We start from the raw sequence: 15,719 nt of genomic DNA, 5'->3' as shown, positions 1-15,719 counted from the left end.
TTCACCCCGTCAGCCACGCGGACGCGCGGCCCAGGCCCTCCGCCACGGAGGTGAAGGCGTCCGCCGTGCGGACCCGCTCCTCTCCGAAGCGCTTCACATACAGGTCCCGCACCGCCGGAATCTGTGACGAACCCCCCGTCAGGAAGACCGCGTCAATGTCCCTGGCCTCCGGGTGCTTCGCCAACAGCCCCTCCGTGCACTGCGACAGTTCATCCAACAACGTGCGGCTCGCTGTCTCGAACTCCGCCCGCGTCATCGGCTCGTGCAGGTGGATGCGCGCGTCCTCGAAGTCGATGGTCGCCACGTCCTCGCTCGACAGCTTCACCTTCGCCGCTTCAATGGCCCGGAACAGCCGGTAGCCCAGGTTGTCCATCACCAGGTCGTAGAGCGCTTGGATCTCCGCCGGGTGGTCGCTCGTGTCGAGCATCACCTCCAAGAGCTCCTGCGTGGACTTCTCCCGGATGAAGGACATCTCGTGCCAGTTGAGCAGCTTCGCCAGCACGTGCTGCGGAATGGGCAGCCGCTTGTGGCTGAAGCCCTTCACCTTGTACGTGCTCCCCGCCCCGAAGCGCGGCAGCAGCTTGTGCCGCATGATCTCCGCGTCGAACCGGTCACCACCGATGCGCACGCCCGTGGACCCCACCACGTCCGGCCTGCGGTCCAGGTTCCCCCGCCGCGACGGGCCCAGCCGCATCAGCGTCAGGTCCGTCGTGCCGGCGCCGAAGTCCGCCACCAGCACCAGCTCGTCCTTCTGCAGCCGCGCCTCGTACGCGAGCGCCGCCGCGATGGGCTCAATCAGGAACTGCACGTGCTTGAAGCCCGCCAGCTCCGCCGCCTTGCGCAGACGCTTCTCCGCCAGCGCGTCCGCCTCCGCGTCCGGCGTGAAGACGGCGGGCCGGCCCAGCACCACCGCGTCCGGCGCCTCGCCCAGGTGCGCCCCGGCGGACTCGCGCACGCGGCGCAGCAGGATGGCCACCAGGTCCTCGATGGTGAACGTGCGCCCCTTCACCTGCGTCGCCCGGAAGGACGAGCTGTGCAGGAAGGACTTCACGGACTGGATGAACCGGCCGTTGTTGTCCTCCAGGTAGCGCTGGATGGCCTCCGCCCCCGTGAAGACCTCGCGCTCCTCCTCCGCGAAGAAGAGCACGGAGCGGAACAGCCGGGGCTCCGGGGTGTGGGGCTGCAGCGGCAGCACGGTGCCGTCCGGCAGGGCCAGGGCGGTATTGCTGGTTCCGAAGTCGAGTCCGCAGGCGCGCATGGGGGGGCGCCCCTTATCGCCATTCCCCCGGACGCGGTAGCCCCAAAGTGAGTGCCTGCCGCAGGGCGTGCGGACGGACAGGCGCTCGCGGCGCACCGCCTTGGCGCTCCACGGGCCACCTCCATCTTTGACCTGTCATCCCTTTGACAGGAGAACCGCATGAAATCGCGCGCAGCATGGCTGGGGGCAGGACTCGCCGCACTGGTAGTGGGCGCCAGCGCCTGCCAGGACCAGGACCGCTCCCGCCAGGAGCGGACGGACAACAGCCCCGGACATCAGGTGGAGCAGGCCCAGGCCCAGTCGGAGAAGGCCTTCGACGACGCGCGCGACGCGCAGAAGGAGGCCTCCAGCCAGCAGCGCGAGGCCGCCCGCGCCCAGGAGGACTTGCAGCACAAGCAGCAGGAGCTCCAGGAGGCCCAGGCCAAGGCCCAGAAGGAGGCCCAGGAGGCTCAAGCCAGCCAGCAGCAGGCGCAGGCGCGCACCCAGCAGGCCCAGTCCGTGGCCCAGCAGGCCCAGGCCAGCGCGCTGGCCGCCCAGCGCCAGGCGCAGCAGAACTTCGCCACCCAGCAGCAGCAGGCCTCCAATGACAGCGCCGCCGCCAACCAGCGCATCGCGGACCAGAGCGCCCAGCAGCAGCAGGCCGCGAACCAGAACGCCGCCACGCAGCAGGCCGCAATTGCCCAGAACTCGCAGGCCCCGAGCGCCCAGAACTCCCAGGAGCAGCAGATCTCCGGCGACGTGCTCAGCGCGAGCGCCCAGGAGGTGCTGGTGAGCCAGGCAGGCGAGCCGCGGCTGCGCCTGAAGGTGGGCCCCAGCACGCAGGTGCAGGTGGACGGCCGGGCCGCCAGCGCCGCGGACATCCAGGAGGGCGCGCAGGTCCGCGCCTCCTACCGCACGGACACGAGCAGCGGCGAGCCGCAGGCCCTGCGCATCGACGCGACGTCGCGCGCGCAGCCGGCCGCGCCCGCCCCGGCGGAGAGCGGCGAGTCCTCGCCCGGAGCTCGGTAGGCGCCCCGGTAATCCGTCACGACGCCGGACATGCCACGGCCCCGTGCCTTCGCGCTTCCCAACGCGAGGGGACGGGGCCGTGCCGTGTCGCAGCCTTGAAAGACGCTTCCTCTGCTTACGCGGCCAGCTCGGCCTGGTCCAGGCCGGCCTCGGCCATCAGGTTGGCCAGCTCCGCCTTGAGCTTGTCCTTGGCGCGGATCTCCAGCTGGCGGGCGCGCTCGCGGGAGAAGCCGAAGTGCTCGCCCAGCTCGCTCAGGGTCATCTCCGAGTCGCTCATCACGCGCTGCTCGATGATGAAGCGCTCACGCGGATCCAGGCGCATCAGCGCGCGCTGCACCAGGTTGCGGGTGAGGCCCGCCTGCTGACGGTCCGCGACCTCGTCCGCGTGCGAGGCGGACTCGGACTCCACGAAGTCCAGGTGCGTGGCGTCGCCGTCCTCGCCCACCGGCGCGTCCAGGGACAGGTCCCGGCCGCCCATGCGCTGCTCCATCTCACGCACTTCCGCGGGCTTCACGTTCAGCTTCTTGGCGATTTCGTCCGCGTTGACGATGTGGCCATCGCCGGCGCCCAGCTTCTCCAGCTCGCGGCGCGTGCGGGCCAGGCTGAAGAACAGGCGGCGCTGCGCCTGCGTCGTGCCCAGCTTCACCAGGCTCCAGTTGCGCAGCACGTAGTTCTGGATGTACGCGCGGATCCACCACACCGCGTACGAGATGAGCCGGATGCCCTTTTCCGGATCGAACTTCTGCACCGCCTTCATCAGGCCGATGTTCGCCTCCTGGATGAGGTCGGACATCTTCAGGCCGTAGGAGCGGTACTCGTAGGCGACCTTCACCACGAAGCGCAGGTTGCTCGTCACCAGCCGGTGACCCGCGGACAGGTCGCCCGCGCGGAAGGCGCGCGACAGCGACTGCTCGTCCTGCGGGTTCAGCAGCGGGTACTGGTTGATCTCCGAGAGGTACGTGGAGAGCGAGTCGGCGGAAGAGAAGGAGTTGGAAGCCTGCATGGGGGTCTCTCTCGGGGAAGAGGGCGGGTTGTGTGACCGCCGTTTGCTGCGACGGGGAGACCTTTAGCAACGCACGGGCCAATGCCAGCGCGCAGGCAACCTCAATGATTCCAGGGCGTTGCGCGAAACGGGAGCAATGCTTAGGACGGAACCCGGCAGTTTTTACAGCGCGGGGTTCCGACACTTCTTCCGGGTGCCTCGCGGGGAGGGTTGCCAAACCTGCGACCCGGGCACAGGGCGGATCACATCCCCCAGGGATGTGGGCACGCCCCGGCTCCCCTGCCTGGAGGGCAGGGAGGCGGAGGTGTGGAAGGAGAAGCCGCCCGGGGTCACGATGGGAAGCGTGGAGGTGAAGCTGCCCACCACGTCGGTCTTGATGAGCTCGCCGGTGTTTCCGGGACGGTGGGGGCCAGGCCGTAGAGGTCCTCGTGCAGGTCCATGATGCCGTTGCCATTGGCATCCACCAGCGTGTCGTCCGCCGAGTCCGGCGTGCCCTGGGGGTTCACGTAGCCGCGCGCCACCAGGTCGTCGTAGTAGACGAACCCGAGCGCGTGCGTGGCCGCCGAGTAGTGGTCGACGAAGGTGACGCGCAGCTGCTGGTCCTGCGCGAACACGATGCGCTCCGCGGACGTGGGCACCGAAGGCAGGGCCATCCGCAGCGTCGCCTCGGGCGTGAGGGCCGTGTTCACCAGGGACGTGAAGGCGGCATCCGGCGGCAGGCACTGCGGCGCGGTCCAGGTCTGGCTGCTCGACGTGCCCGTGTTCACGGCCGTCCCCAGGGTGCCCGCGCTGGCGCTCCAGGAGAACGTCAGCGGGCTGCCCTGAGGATCCATGGCCTGGATGGACAGCAGCGCGTTGCCGCCAGAGGGCAGGTCCTCCGCGGACTGCGACGCGCCGGTGAGCTGCGGCGGCAGCCGGATGGCCTTGGTCCCGGCGTGGGCCGCGCGCGGGGATGGAATGACACACAACAGCCCCCCGGCCACGAAGGCCAGGAGGCGGAACGGAGACAGGTGCAAGGACAGACTCCTCGGGATGGGAATGCCCGGGGGCTATCAGAACCACCTGACAGGCTGATGGTACCAGGGTCCGTCAGGTCAACGCCTTGCGCAGCCGTTTGGGAATGGCCTCCGCGTGCCAGCGCTGCACCTCGCGAGCGATTTCAGCGGACCGCTCCGCGCGCTCGTCGCGGGCCTGGGGCAGCAGCTTTCGCGCGGCCTTGCGCTGTCCGGGCGGAGCCTCCGCGGCGGCGCGCTCGAAGAGCTCCAGGCGCACGTCCGCGTCGTGCAGCTCGCCCAGGCCGTCCTGCAGCGGCACCAGGACCTCCAGCAGCGCGCCCACGGTGCGGCGGAAGGCGGGCTGGAAGATCTCCAGCTCGTAGCGCAGCTTCTTCAAATCCTTGCGCAGGGCGTGCGCGGACGCCGCGTCCGGTGCGTCCGCGTAGCGCACCAGGCGCTTCTCCACGCGGCGCAGGCGCTGGCGCAGGTGGCTGCGCACGCGCTTGCCGGAGAAGCGGTGGGCGTCCTCCAGCGTGTCCAGCTTCTTCAGGAGGCGCGGCACGGTGCGGTCCGTCCAGCGCTCCAGCTCCGCGCGCAGCTTCTTCTCCTTGCCCTTGAGGCCGGACAGGTGGGACTGGCGCAGGCCGGCCAGCGCCTTGCTCGCGTCCTTCTTCCCCTTCGCGGCGGTGTCCAGCCACTTGTCCTGGACGTGCAAATCGCGCACGTCGCCCAGCGCGTCCTGGAGGCGCTTCACGTCCGCCTCCAGCCGGGTGAGCTTGCCGGTGGTCTGGAACACCTGGAGCGCGGCGCGCAGGCGGCGGGTGGCCACGCGCATGTCGTGCACGCCGTCCTCGTCCAGCTCGCCGTCCAGCTGGCTCTCCGGGTGGCGCACGTCCGCGAGCCGGCCGGCGAGGATGCGGCGGGCGGCGTCGCCCACGGCGGTGTCGGGGCCCAGGCCCCGGATGGGAGTGGGAGGCGGCATGGCGTGTCAGTCCTCCTTGAGGGCGTATTGCTGGACCATGCGCTCCGCGGCGTCCGGGCCCTCCCAGCCGAGGATGCGCGCGTCCTTGTCCGCGAAGTGCACCACCGCGAGGAAGAAGTGCTCCAGCTCCTCGCGCTCGCGCCGGGACAGGTCCTGATAGGAATTGAGGTGGTCCGAGCGCAGGGTGTTCACCGGCACCAGCAGGAGCCGGTCATTGCGCTCGCGCTCGCCGCTCTTCGCGCCCTTCTGCTTCTGGTCCACCATCAACACGCCCAGCGCCCGGCAGGGCAGCACCACGCCGGGCCAGGTGGGCACGTCCCAGTACACCAGCGCGTCCAGCGGGTCTCCGTCCGGGCCCTGGGTGCTGGGGATGAAGCCCCAGTCGAACGGGTAGCGGAAGCCTCGCGTCAGCGGCCGGGACAGCGTGAAGGCCTGGAGCTTCGGGTCGTATTTCAACTTCACCGTCGAACCGCGGGGCGACTCGACGACGACGTGCAACGCATCCTGTTCGCCGCGCATGGGCAGGCGGGTGAAGTCGGTGGCCATGGACCCTCAGGCTGGGGTCGCCCCAACGCCCGCGGCAAGTGCCCCCGTGGCGGGAGTTTCACTCGCCAACCCTGGCCTCAGTGCAGGGGCCGGCCCAGGGGCAGCGCTGACTCACGGCGCGCCACCAGCTTGCGCGTCGCGCGGGCCGCGGCCAGGCCTCCCAGCGTGTACCAGGCCACGGTGAGCAGGGACGTGGACGGACGGGCCTGGGACGGCTTGCGGCCCAATCCCAGCTTCGGGGGCAGCACCACCGCGCCCACGCCGGCCAGCAGGCCCAGCATCGCGCCGCGCAGGTAGGGCCGCTTGGGGCGTCCCAGCGCCACGAGCGAGAAGAAGAGACCGTTGGACACCAGGTCCCCCACCAGCGTCTGGCGGTGCAACCGGCGGCCCTTCGCGGGCTCGCCGCCGAAGAAGCGGATGCCCTTCTCCAGGGAGCGCATGCCCAGCACGTCCATGCGCGGCGGATGCTTCAGCACGCGCCGGGCGCTCTCGTGCACCAGCGTGAGCGCGGCGGCGCCATAGAGGCCAGGACCCAGGGCACGGAACACGATGCGCGGCGGAGCGGGAGGTTCGATCATGCCTCCCAAGCTAGGCACCGCACGCCCGGGATTCCCGCCCCCGCGCGCCTGCCCGCCTGCCCGGCGTGCCAGCGTCAGGAGCTGCAGCTCACCACCAGGTGCCGGCCCCAGGTGGGCGGCGGCGCCGCGTAGGACTCGTGGGCAGGGTGTTCGTCGAACGGCGCGGACACCAGCGCGAGCACGCGGTCCACCTCCGCGAAATCCCCCTCCTGCGCGCGGGTGATGGCCTGCTGCGCCACCCAGTTGCGCAAGATGTACTTGGGATTGACGCGGTCCATGCGCGCGCGGCGCTCGGCGTCGTCGCTTCCTTCCGACTCCAGCCGCGCCCGGTAGCGCTCGGCCCAGCCGTCGAAGCCCTCCGGCGGCAGGAAGTGGTCGCGCAGGGCGTCGTTGCGAGCGCCAGGACTGGAGTCGAACCGGTTGAGCGCGCGGAAGAAGCGCGCGTAGTCCACGTGCGAGCCGGCCATCAGCGCGAACAGGTCCTCCAGGAGCGAGCGGTCCTCGTCGCGGGCCTCCTTCAGGCCCAGCTTCTCGCGCATGCGCGTGAGGAAGTGCCGCGCGAACGTGGGCTGGAAGAGGGTCAGCGTGGCGCGCGCCTCGTCCTCGGTGATGAGCGTGAGCAGCGCCTCGCCCAGACAGGCCAGGTTCCACAGCGCCACGCGCGGCTGCTGGTCGAACGCGTAGCGGCCCTGGTGGTCGGAGTGGTTGCAGACGAAGCCGGGGTCGAAGTCGTCCAGGAACCCGTAGGGTCCGTAGTCCAGCGTGAGCCCCAGGATGGACATGTTGTCGGTGTTCATCACGCCGTGCGCGAAGCCCACCGCCTGCCACCGCGCGACGAGCTCCGCGGTGCGCTCCACCACCTCCGCGAAGAAGCGCGCGTGGCGGCCCTCCTGGCCCGCGAGGTGCGGGAAGTGCGCGGCGATGACGTGGTCCGCGAGCGTGGCCACGTGGCCGGGCTGCTCCGTGTGGTGGAAGAACTCGAAGGTGCCGAAGCGCACGTGCGACGGGGCCAGGCGCACCAGCATGGCGCCGGTCTCCACCTCCTCGCGGTACACCGGCGTGCGGCTGCCCAGGATGCACAGGGCCCGCGTGGTGGGGATGCCCAGCGCGTGCAGCGCTTCACCGGCCAGGTACTCGCGGATGGTGGAGCGCAGCACGGCGCGCCCGTCACCTCCGCGCGAGAAGGGCGTGGGCCCGCCGCCCTTCAGGTGCAGGTCCCACCTGCCGCCGTCCGGAGCGCGCGCCTCGCCCAGGAGCAGCGCGCGGCCGTCTCCCAGGCGCGGCACGTACACGCCGAACTGGTGCCCCGCGTACACCATGGCCAGGGGCTCCATGCCGGGCAGCAACGTGGCCCCGCCGAACACGCGCGCGAACTCCGGGCGCGCGGCCTCCTCCGCGTCCAATCCCAACAGCCGCAGGGCCGCCGGGTTCACGCTCACCACCTGCGCGTCCGGGAAGGGCGCGGGGGCCACCCGGGCGGCGAACCCGGGGGGCAGGCGGGCGTAGGTGTTGTCGAAGATGAGCTGTTCGAGCGAGGCCATGGGAGGGAAGAACAACCGTCAGGGCACCTGCATGCCCCGCTGCACGGCGGGACGGCTGCCCACGCGGTGCAGGTACTGGATGATGTTGGGCAGATTGGTGAAGAGCTCCGGGAAGAAGTCCCGCGCGCCCTTCAGCCACGGGTACGTGGCGATGTCCGCGATGGAGTACGTGGTGGCCAGGTAGTCCCGCGACGACAGCTGCTGCTCCACCACGTTCAGGATGCGCTTCGCCTCCGTCTGGAAGCGGTCGATGGCGTAGGGAATCTTGGTGCTGGCGAAGCGCCCGAAGTGGTTGAGCTGCCCGAGCATGGGCCCCAAGCCGCCCATCTGGAACATCAGCCACTGCGTCACCTCCGCCTTGCCGCGCGGGTCGGTGGGCATCAGCGCGCCCGTCTTCTCCGCCAGGTACAGCAGGATGGCGCCGGACTCGAAGAGCGCGAGGGGACGGCCCCCCGGCGCGTCGTGGTCCACGATGGCCGGAATCTTGTTGTTGGGGTTGATGGCCAGGAACTCGGGCTTGAACTGCTCACCCTGGGTGATGTCCACCGGGTGCGTCTTGTACGGCAGGCCCAGCTCCTCCAGGGCGATGGAGATCTTGCGGCCGTTGGGGGTCTTGAACGTGTACAGGTCGATCATGCCTTCACTCCCGTGAGCTGTTCGCTCACCTGCCAGAGCCGCTCCGCGAGCGCGTCATCCCGGGCGGCGGACGACGGCTTCGCCTTGCGGCATTTGATGAAGTACTCGCCGCTGACGCCCGCCACCTCCGGCGACGACGCCAGGTAGATGGAGGTCCGCGCGCCCTTTTCGGGGGAGAGCATGAAGGGCCCGGCCAGCTTGATGAGGTGCTTGAAGAAGCCCTGGCTGTTGTGCCCGAAGCCCGTGCGCACCGCGCCGGGGTGCAGCGCGTTCGCGGTGACCTGCGTGCCGGCGAGCCGCTTCGTCAGCCCGCGCGAGAAGAGGATGTTGCTGAGCTTGGCGTTGCCGTAGACGCGGATGCCGTCGTAGCGGCGCTTTTCCGTCTGCGGGTCGTCCAGGAAGTCCGCGCGCGCCAGGCGGTGTCCTTCCGAGGACACGTTGATGATGCGCGCGGGGCCGCTGGCCACCAGCAGGTCGCGCAGCAGGTGCGTGAGGAGGAAGTGGGACAGGTGGTTGGTGGCGAACGTGGCCTCGTAGCCATCCACCGTCACCTGGCGCCGGTCGATGATGAGCCCCGCGTTGTTGAGGAGCACGTCCAGCCGCGAGTGTCGGTCCTTGAACGCCTTCGCCAGGTCGCGCACGGACTGGAGCGAGGACAGGTCCGCGAGCAGCGACTCCACGCGTGAGCCGGGGGCGGCCTCGCGCACCGCGGCGACCGTCGCCTGGGTGCGGGCCTCATCCCTGCCGGAGAGCACCAGCGTGGCCCCCTTGCGCGCCAGCGCCTTCGCCGTCTCCTGTCCGATGCCACCGGTGGCCCCGGTGATGAGGCACACCTTGCCGTCGAGACGGTCTTCGGGAAGCCCTGCCGCCATGGGACGCGCCCTCCTGGAGTTCGGGGACGCGTTCTATACGCTCCCCGCCTTCCCCGCGCAGGAGAACCTGCCAGGGAGGCGGGTGGTGCACATCAGGTGGAGACCTGGCTGATGTCCTCCGCCTGGCGGCCCCGGCGGTTGCCGCCCTTGGGGGGCATGGTGACCCCCGCGCGCACGTCGCCGTTGAGGTGGCTCTCCAGGAACCAGAGGTCCTCCTCGGTCTCGCCCAGGGTCTGGGTGAGGAGGTCCGCGGTGACGGGGTCGTTCACCTCGTCGGACTTGTTGATGCCGTCGCGCAGGCTGGCGGCGTAGCGGCCCACGCGCTCCACCAGCGCGCGGATGTGGGCCTCGCCGTCCACGGCCTGCAGGTCGTACTCCGGCAGCTGGCTGTTGTTGGTGGCCAGGCGGATGGTGCCCTGGGCGTAGCCACCCAGCGCGCCCGCGCGCTCGGCGTAGGAGTCCGCGTGCTTGCGCGCGTGCTTGGCCACTTCGTCGAAGAGCAGGTGGCGGCTGTAGAAGTGCGTGCCGCGGATGTTCCAGTGCGCCTGCTTCACCTGCCAGTGCAGGTCGATGGCGTTGGCGAGCAGCGTGTTGAGCATGTCGATGAGCTCTTCGCGCGCGTCCTGGGGAAGGTTCACGTGGCTGGTCGTGTACATGGTCCTGATCCCTCGTTGGTGGGTTGCGCGCGGCAGACCGTCGGCATGACGTCCCGGCGCTTCCCACAGGGTGGGGATGGAGGCGGCCCTTGGCCACGGCGCGTCCTACACCGCCCGGCTGTACGGCTGGCCCGGAGGGCGGGCGGCCAGCCAGCCTGACACTCAGCCCGCGTTGGGGGCGGTCAGCCGGGCGGCGACCTCCGTGGCGGCGCGCACGCCGGACTCCACCGCGCCGTCCAGGTAGCCGCAGCCCTCGATGGCCGTCTCGGTGCCCGCCCAGTGCACGCGGCCGAATGGCGCCCGCAGCGCGTCCCCGATGGCGGTGAGGGTGCCGGGGCGGGGCAGGCCCACGTAGCAGCCGGTGCTGAAGGGCTCCTGCTTCCAGTCCAGTACGGCGATGGCCACGGGCGTGAGGGCCTGGGGGCCGAAGAAGCGCGCGAAGTCCGCGAGCGCGGCGCGCTGGAGGTCCGCCTCCGGACGGCCGGTCCACGCGCGGGCGGTGTCGCCCAGGAAGAAGCCCACGAGCGCGGGGGGGTGGCCGTGGGGGCCGCAGTCGTCGAAGCACAGGCGCACCGGGCCCACGTCGCTGACGGCCTCGCCGGACAGGCCCGCTTCGCGCCAGAAGGGCGTGGCGTAGGTGGCCACGACCTTGATGACGCTGCCCATGGGGATGTCCGCGTGCGCGCGGCGGCGGCCCGGGGGCAGGTCCGCGCCAAAGTCGATGCGCTCCGCGAGCGCGGGCGGCGTGGCCACCACCGCGTAGCGCGCGCGGAAGGCGCGGCCGTCCTGCGTGGTGGCGGTGACCCCGCGCGCGTCCTGGAGCAGGGCCTTCACGGGCGCGGAGAGGACGACGCGGCCCGTGGGCAGGCCTTCCATCAGCTTGCGTGAGAGGGATTGCGCGCCGCCCACGAAGCGCTCCGCCTGGGCGCCGCCCTCGATTTCGGTCAGCGGCATGAGGCCGCCGTTGGAGTGCACGTAGGAGAGGAAGTGCAGGAAGGACAGCTCGGACGGCTCCGCCGCGAACACCGCGCGGGTGGCGATGTCCAGCGCGGCGCGGGCGCCCCAGGTGGGCACGTGGCGCTGCTTCCAGTCCTCCACGGTGAGGGCGTCCCACTCGGTGGCCTTCGGCGCGGCGGCGGGCTGTTCGCGGGGGACGCGCCTGGCCAGGCCATCCAGCTTCCAGACGATGCGCTGCAAGTCCAGGAGCGACAGCAGGGGCAGGGACGGGACCTTGCCCTGGTACGTGCGGCGCTCGCCGCGCACCTCCAGCACCTTGGTGCCCTGGTGGTGCTGGGCAAAGCGCTGGAGCCCCAGCGCGTCCGCGAGCTTGAGGACGTGGCGCTGCCGGGGGCCCACCCACTGGCCGCCCAGGTCCACGAGCCCGCCGCCCACCTCCCGGGTGAGGGTGCGGCCCCCCACGCGGTCTCGCGCCTCCAGCACGGCGACGGTGGCGCCGGTGCGAGCGATGTCCCGGGCCGCGGTGAGCCCCGCGACGCCCGCGCCAATGACGACCACGTCCACGGTTTCACCCATAGGGCCGCGGACTCTACGCCGGACGCGGCGGGTGGATAGGATGCGCGCGGGACGTCAGAAGGGAAGGGTGGAGGACCGGATGTTCGCGTTGGAACTGGTGGAGAAGGTGCGGCAGGTGTCGCCGGGCGTGGCGAACGCGCTGACGACGCTCGCGGTGAAGAACATCGTCCCGCTGGCGGCGGCCATGGGCTACCGCATCGACGAGGTGACGGATTCGCGCGTGAAGGCCACGGTGCCGCTGGACCGCAAGACGAAGAACCACGTGGGCAGCGTGTACCTGGGCGCGCAGGTGACGGTGATGGAGCTGACGATGGGCGTGATGCTCTTCCGCCGCTTCCCGCCTGGCCAGTACAAGATGCTGGTCAACCGCATGGAGGTCGCCTTCCACGCGAAGGCGAAGACGGCGGTGAGCGCGGTGTGCGAGCCCCCGGAGGAGCTGCTCTCGAAGCTCGCGTCGGAGCTGCGCGCGACGGGGGACAAGGCGGAGGCGTGGATTCCGGTGCGCCTGCTGGGCACCGACGGCCAGTGCGTCGCGGAGTCGCGCTTCCTGGCTGTCTTCAAGCGCGGGTAGCGACCGCGCCTACCCCGTAGCTCGGTTGGATGGAGCGGCGGTTTCCTGAACCGCGGGTTCGCTGGATTTGGTACCCGTTTGGTACCGAGTTTGCCCCTCCTGAAGCGCTGTCTCGGTCGCGCCTCGAACCCCCCGAGCCGTCAGGGGCTCCACTCAAACCCGTGGGAGCCCCTCCGTAGCGTGAGCCCTGGCGAGGTGTGGCTGGGGAGGGGCAGGTGGAGGAGCGCGGGCGGGAGTACCGGCGCAGGCAGCCGGAGGGGACGGTGCTGTACGAGGCGGTGAGGGAGAACCTGGCCACGCTGCTGGAGGCGGCGAGCGAGGTGGGGTGCGGCCTGCCCCGATACGTGGAGCGGGACTTTGCCCGGTACCTGGAGTGCGGAGTGCTGGCACACGGCTTCGCGCGGGTGCGCTGCGAGAGTTGCAAGGACGAACTGCGCGTCGCCTTCTCGTGCAAGGGGCGAGGGGTGTGTCCCTCCTGCAACGCGAAGCGGGCGCACGTCACCGCGGCGCACCTGGTGGAGGGGGTGCTGCCGCGCGTGCCCTACCGGCAGTGGACGCTGTCCTTTCCGCATCGGGTACGGTGGGTGCTGCTCAAGGACGTGGGGCTGCTCTCGGACGTCCTCACCGTCTTCCTGCGCGCGGTGTTCGCCCTGCAGGCGTCTTCGCTCCAGGCGCGCAACTGCGGCCATTTCTGGTCCCTCAAGCAGGTGCGGAGGAGGCGAGCGAGGCGCCCCAGGCAGCGGTCAGGAAGGAGCGGATGAAGGAGAGGACGCGGCGAGTGGACTGGGCAGAGTTGCTCAGGAGGACGTTCGACTTGGACGTGTTCGTCAGCGTGAGGTGTGGAGGCAGGCGGCGGGTGCTGGCGTATGTGCAGGGAGGGGGTGGAGTGCGAGCGATTCTGGAGCACCTGGGCCTGGGCCCGGCAGGTGCGAGGCTGGCCCCGGCGCGAGGGCCCCCCAGAGTGCGTGGTGTTGAGGCTCAAGCCTCCCCAGCCAAGAGAACCAGGCCCTGCCGCGCACCTCATGGGAAGGCGGCCTGGGCCGACGTGTATCCCAAGGGGCTCAAGCGGCTTCTCCACCCGCCTGGCGTACTGCCCGGGCGGCCCCGTCAGCGGCCCTCCTCGGCTCCTGCGCTCCAGCCCTCACCCTCAACATGGCCTTTATCCCGCCTATGCGCCGTGTACGTCGCCGAGTAATCCCTGACGCTCTGGCGGTGACGCCCCAACCCACCGCCGGAGTGCGGCGCCTGGCCAGGATGCGTGGCGGGCCGTTCGCTCCAACTGAATGCCCTCTGGAGGCCTGAACGACGGCGTGAAACTCTCCGACCGAGACTGCGGAGGTCTGACGCCGGGAGGCAGGAGAGATGGGCATGGGAAGTCGGTCCGCGCTGGGTTCGGTGTTCATCGCGCTGCTGGGCGCGGTCATTCCCCAGGCGGTCAGCGCAGCACCTCCGGACGGTCTGGAGCTCAAGCGCTTCAAGGCGAGCGAGACGACTGGGGCGATGTACATCCTGCGCACCACGGGCTGCCGCAAGGCGGGCGACACCTGCCAACTCGAAGTCGAGCTGAGCGATGGGCCGGGCGGGAAGCGCAAGGCGAAGCTGCCCGCCGGCATGGCTCACGGGCTCCTGCAGTCCGCATCCCCCGAGAGCTGGACCTCCGGCAAGGAGGAACAGAACGTCACGACCTCCGTCCAGCCGGTGCGGCTGGAGGCCGGGGCGTGGGGACTGCTCGTCACCCAGGAGGGCGGGTTCGAACACGTCCATCGCCATCACCGCCTCTACGTGGTCAAGGACGGTGGGGTGGCGGAAGCCTGGAACGGGGATGAGAACTTCGCGGGGCCGGAGAGCTCCCACGTCGGCCCGTACCCGCTGACGCCGGGCTCACCGGTGGAAGGCTTCTACAGGGAATATGCGTTTCTTTCCGGCGAGCCCGACCAGTGGAAGCTGGACGCCTACCGCTGGGATTCCGCCGGCCGCAAGGTGGTGAAGGAGTTCCGGAACCGGCCCGCGCGCTACGCGGCCATCATCGGGAGCTTCAAGACGGTCCAGGAGGCCATTGCATCCCGCGACAGCGCGCAGCTGGTGCAGGCCTGCACGGCCGGGTTCCTGGTCCTCGAAAGCACGCCGCACAAGCGCCTGACACCAGGGCTGTTCATCGTGACGAGCATCCACCCGGAGAAGAAGACAGCCGAGGCCGCTCTGAAGAAGGTGGGCGCCTGCAATCCGAAGGTCTCCGGTTACGTCAAGGCGCTCTGAATAGACCCAGCGGCGGTCCTGCCTCACCCAACGCTTCAGGACACCCTGCGACAGGCATGAACCCCTCTCCCCGGGTTCTTCGTCTGCGGTAATAGGCCTTTGTACATTTCAAGCCCACACGCGCCGTGATTTCCAGGTCAGGGGTGGGAGATGGGCCAACCAACAGGAAGCTTTGAAGTCTCCGAGGAATTGCTTCGATTGGGCTCCAAGGGGTCCGCGGTGGCCAACCTCCAGAATCACCTCCGGCTGGCTGGATTTCCTCCGCCCCAGGATTTCTTGAGACACCTTTCTGGGGGAATAACCTCCCCCTTGTGAGGTGGATGTGAAGAAGCAGCAGAAGCAGGACAGGACGTCGGAGCGCGGTCGGTTCTCGGCGAAGCGCAAGAAGGAGGCCGTGCTCCGGTTGCTCAAGGGAGAGGAACTCGACGCCCTGTCGCGGGAGCTGGGCGTCACGGCGGCCGTGCTGAGCGAGTGGCGGGAGAAGTTCCTGGCCGGAGCCGAGGCGAACCTCAAGAGCCGCGAGCCGGAAGCGGCGGACGACGAGGTGCTGCGGCTCAAGGCCATGGTGGGCGAGCTGATGATGAAGAACGAGCTGCTGGCCGAGAAGGCGCGGCTCTTGGAGGGAAACGCCCCGGGTTTTCCCTGGAGGAAGTCGAGAGGATGAGCGCCCGGCTCTCGCCTTCCAGCGGCAAGCAGTACGGCCTGGTGCTCGTGACGGCCACCTGGGGCGTGCCTCGCGCCACGGTGTACCGACACCGCGCCCGCCGTCAGTCCACGGATGCGCCGGCGGCTCGGCGCGGCCCCAAGACGGCGCTGACGGACGAGGCGCTGCGGGAGGCCATCCGTGGCGTGCTGGCGGCTTCGCCCTTCCTGGGCGAAGGGCACCGCAAAGTGTGGGCTCGGCTGCGCGTGCAGCACGTACGCACCTCGAAGGCCCGCTGCCTGCGGCTGATGCGCGAGGCGGGACTGCTGGCTCCGGGCCGTGCCCGCCGGGTGCTGGGCCCTCGCAACCACGACGGCACGATTACCACCGACAAGCCCGACGTCATGTGGGGCACCGACGCCACCTGCACGGTGACAACGCGGGAGGGCCAGGCCACCGTCTTCATCGCCATCGACCACGGCACCGCCGAGTGCGTCGGCATCCACGCGGCCAACCCCCTGTGTCAGGGAAGTTGTCGCCTCGGCTGAGTGGCCGGGATGACCACGCCTGGGGGCGAGAGCAGGCAGGACGCAGTGGCGTACACGGATGCATTCAAGTCGCAGATGGTGAAGCGGATGGTG

The 15,719-nt window shown here is 70.3% G+C and carries 17 protein-coding genes; 6 read left to right on the top strand and 11 right to left on the bottom strand.

The window, feature by feature from the left end; genetic code table 11:
* Position 1: 1 nt before the first annotated feature.
* Positions 2 to 1,258 carry an Hsp70 family protein gene (locus D7X96_RS16420; protein WP_120546119.1) on the bottom strand — a complete coding sequence of 419 codons (1,257 nt, stop codon included), beginning with the start codon at positions 1,256 to 1,258 and terminating at the stop codon, positions 2 to 4.
* Positions 1,259 to 1,417: 159 nt separating this feature from the next.
* Here D7X96_RS16420 and D7X96_RS16415 point away from each other — a divergent pair, with 159 nt between their 5' ends.
* Positions 1,418 to 2,266 carry a hypothetical protein gene (locus tag D7X96_RS16415; RefSeq protein WP_120546118.1) on the top strand — a complete coding sequence of 283 codons (849 nt, stop codon included), beginning with the start codon at positions 1,418 to 1,420 and terminating at the stop codon, positions 2,264 to 2,266.
* Positions 2,267 to 2,381: 115 nt separating this feature from the next.
* Here the strand turns inward: D7X96_RS16415 and D7X96_RS16410 are convergent, their stop codons facing one another.
* The 10 genes from D7X96_RS16410 to D7X96_RS16365 form a co-directional block, all read right to left on the bottom strand.
* Positions 2,382 to 3,269, bottom strand: coding sequence for an RNA polymerase factor sigma-32 (locus D7X96_RS16410; RefSeq protein WP_120546117.1), 888 nt, complete (start codon positions 3,267 to 3,269; stop codon positions 2,382 to 2,384).
* 329 nt (positions 3,270 to 3,598) lie between these two features.
* A complete protein-coding gene (locus tag D7X96_RS16405; RefSeq protein WP_121770153.1) occupies positions 3,599 to 4,285 on the bottom strand; it encodes a hypothetical protein in 687 nt (228 codons plus the stop codon).
* 73 nt (positions 4,286 to 4,358) lie between these two features.
* A complete protein-coding gene (locus D7X96_RS16400) occupies positions 4,359 to 5,246 on the bottom strand; it encodes a CHAD domain-containing protein (protein WP_120546115.1) in 888 nt (295 codons plus the stop codon).
* A 6-nt stretch (positions 5,247 to 5,252) separates the two neighbouring features.
* The gene (locus D7X96_RS16395; protein WP_121770152.1) at positions 5,253 to 5,792 is read right to left on the bottom strand and encodes an inorganic diphosphatase; all 540 of its coding nucleotides are present in this window, start codon (positions 5,790 to 5,792) and stop codon (positions 5,253 to 5,255) included.
* Positions 5,793 to 5,869: 77 nt separating this feature from the next.
* The gene (locus D7X96_RS16390; RefSeq protein ID WP_121770151.1) at positions 5,870 to 6,370 is read right to left on the bottom strand and encodes a hypothetical protein; all 501 of its coding nucleotides are present in this window, start codon (positions 6,368 to 6,370) and stop codon (positions 5,870 to 5,872) included.
* Between the two features lie 74 nt (positions 6,371 to 6,444).
* Positions 6,445 to 7,911: a protein adenylyltransferase SelO gene (locus tag D7X96_RS16385; RefSeq protein ID WP_120546145.1), complete on the bottom strand. Its 1,467-nt coding sequence runs from the start codon at positions 7,909 to 7,911 to the stop codon at positions 6,445 to 6,447.
* Positions 7,912 to 7,929: 18 nt separating this feature from the next.
* Entirely contained in the window at positions 7,930 to 8,547 is a 618-nt protein-coding gene (locus D7X96_RS16380) for a glutathione S-transferase family protein (protein ID WP_121770150.1), read from the bottom strand.
* Entirely contained in the window at positions 8,544 to 9,419 is an 876-nt protein-coding gene (locus tag D7X96_RS16375) for an SDR family oxidoreductase (protein WP_121770149.1), read from the bottom strand. The genes D7X96_RS16380 and D7X96_RS16375 overlap by 4 nt, the downstream gene beginning before the upstream one ends.
* A 92-nt stretch (positions 9,420 to 9,511) precedes the next feature.
* Positions 9,512 to 10,075: a DNA starvation/stationary phase protection protein Dps gene (dps, locus tag D7X96_RS16370; protein ID WP_120546110.1), complete on the bottom strand. Its 564-nt coding sequence runs from the start codon at positions 10,073 to 10,075 to the stop codon at positions 9,512 to 9,514.
* A gap of 162 nt (positions 10,076 to 10,237) precedes the next feature.
* Complete coding sequence (locus D7X96_RS16365; protein WP_121770148.1) at positions 10,238 to 11,608, bottom strand: flavin monoamine oxidase family protein; 1,371 nt, start codon at positions 11,606 to 11,608, stop codon at positions 10,238 to 10,240.
* 79 nt (positions 11,609 to 11,687) lie between these two features.
* On the opposite strand from D7X96_RS16365, the gene D7X96_RS16360 reads away from it, so the two are divergent.
* The 5 genes from D7X96_RS16360 (at position 11,688) to D7X96_RS16335 (ending at position 15,626) form a co-directional block, all read left to right on the top strand.
* Positions 11,688 to 12,179, top strand: a complete 492-nt coding sequence (locus D7X96_RS16360) for a DUF4442 domain-containing protein (protein WP_121770177.1) — start codon at positions 11,688 to 11,690, stop codon at positions 12,177 to 12,179.
* A gap of 197 nt (positions 12,180 to 12,376) precedes the next feature.
* Positions 12,377 to 12,940, top strand: coding sequence for a transposase zinc-binding domain-containing protein (locus D7X96_RS16355; protein ID WP_121770147.1), 564 nt, complete (start codon positions 12,377 to 12,379; stop codon positions 12,938 to 12,940).
* A gap of 607 nt (positions 12,941 to 13,547) precedes the next feature.
* Positions 13,548 to 14,435 carry a hypothetical protein gene (locus D7X96_RS16345; RefSeq protein ID WP_147468324.1) on the top strand — a complete coding sequence of 296 codons (888 nt, stop codon included), beginning with the start codon at positions 13,548 to 13,550 and terminating at the stop codon, positions 14,433 to 14,435.
* 322 nt (positions 14,436 to 14,757) lie between these two features.
* Positions 14,758 to 15,099: a transposase gene (locus tag D7X96_RS16340; RefSeq protein WP_158626587.1), complete on the top strand. Its 342-nt coding sequence runs from the start codon at positions 14,758 to 14,760 to the stop codon at positions 15,097 to 15,099.
* Positions 15,096 to 15,626 (top strand): IS3 family transposase, encoded by a 531-nt coding sequence (locus tag D7X96_RS16335; protein WP_121770144.1) that lies wholly within the window; start codon positions 15,096 to 15,098, stop codon positions 15,624 to 15,626. The genes D7X96_RS16340 and D7X96_RS16335 overlap by 4 nt, the downstream gene beginning before the upstream one ends.
* Positions 15,627 to 15,719 lie beyond the last annotated feature (93 nt).

Source organism: Corallococcus interemptor (genome assembly GCF_003668875.1).
Classification (GTDB): Bacteria; Myxococcota; Myxococcia; order Myxococcales; family Myxococcaceae; genus Corallococcus; species Corallococcus interemptor.
The sequence above is the reverse complement of the archived record's forward strand: the minus strand, read 5'-3'. Positions and strand labels throughout refer to the sequence as shown.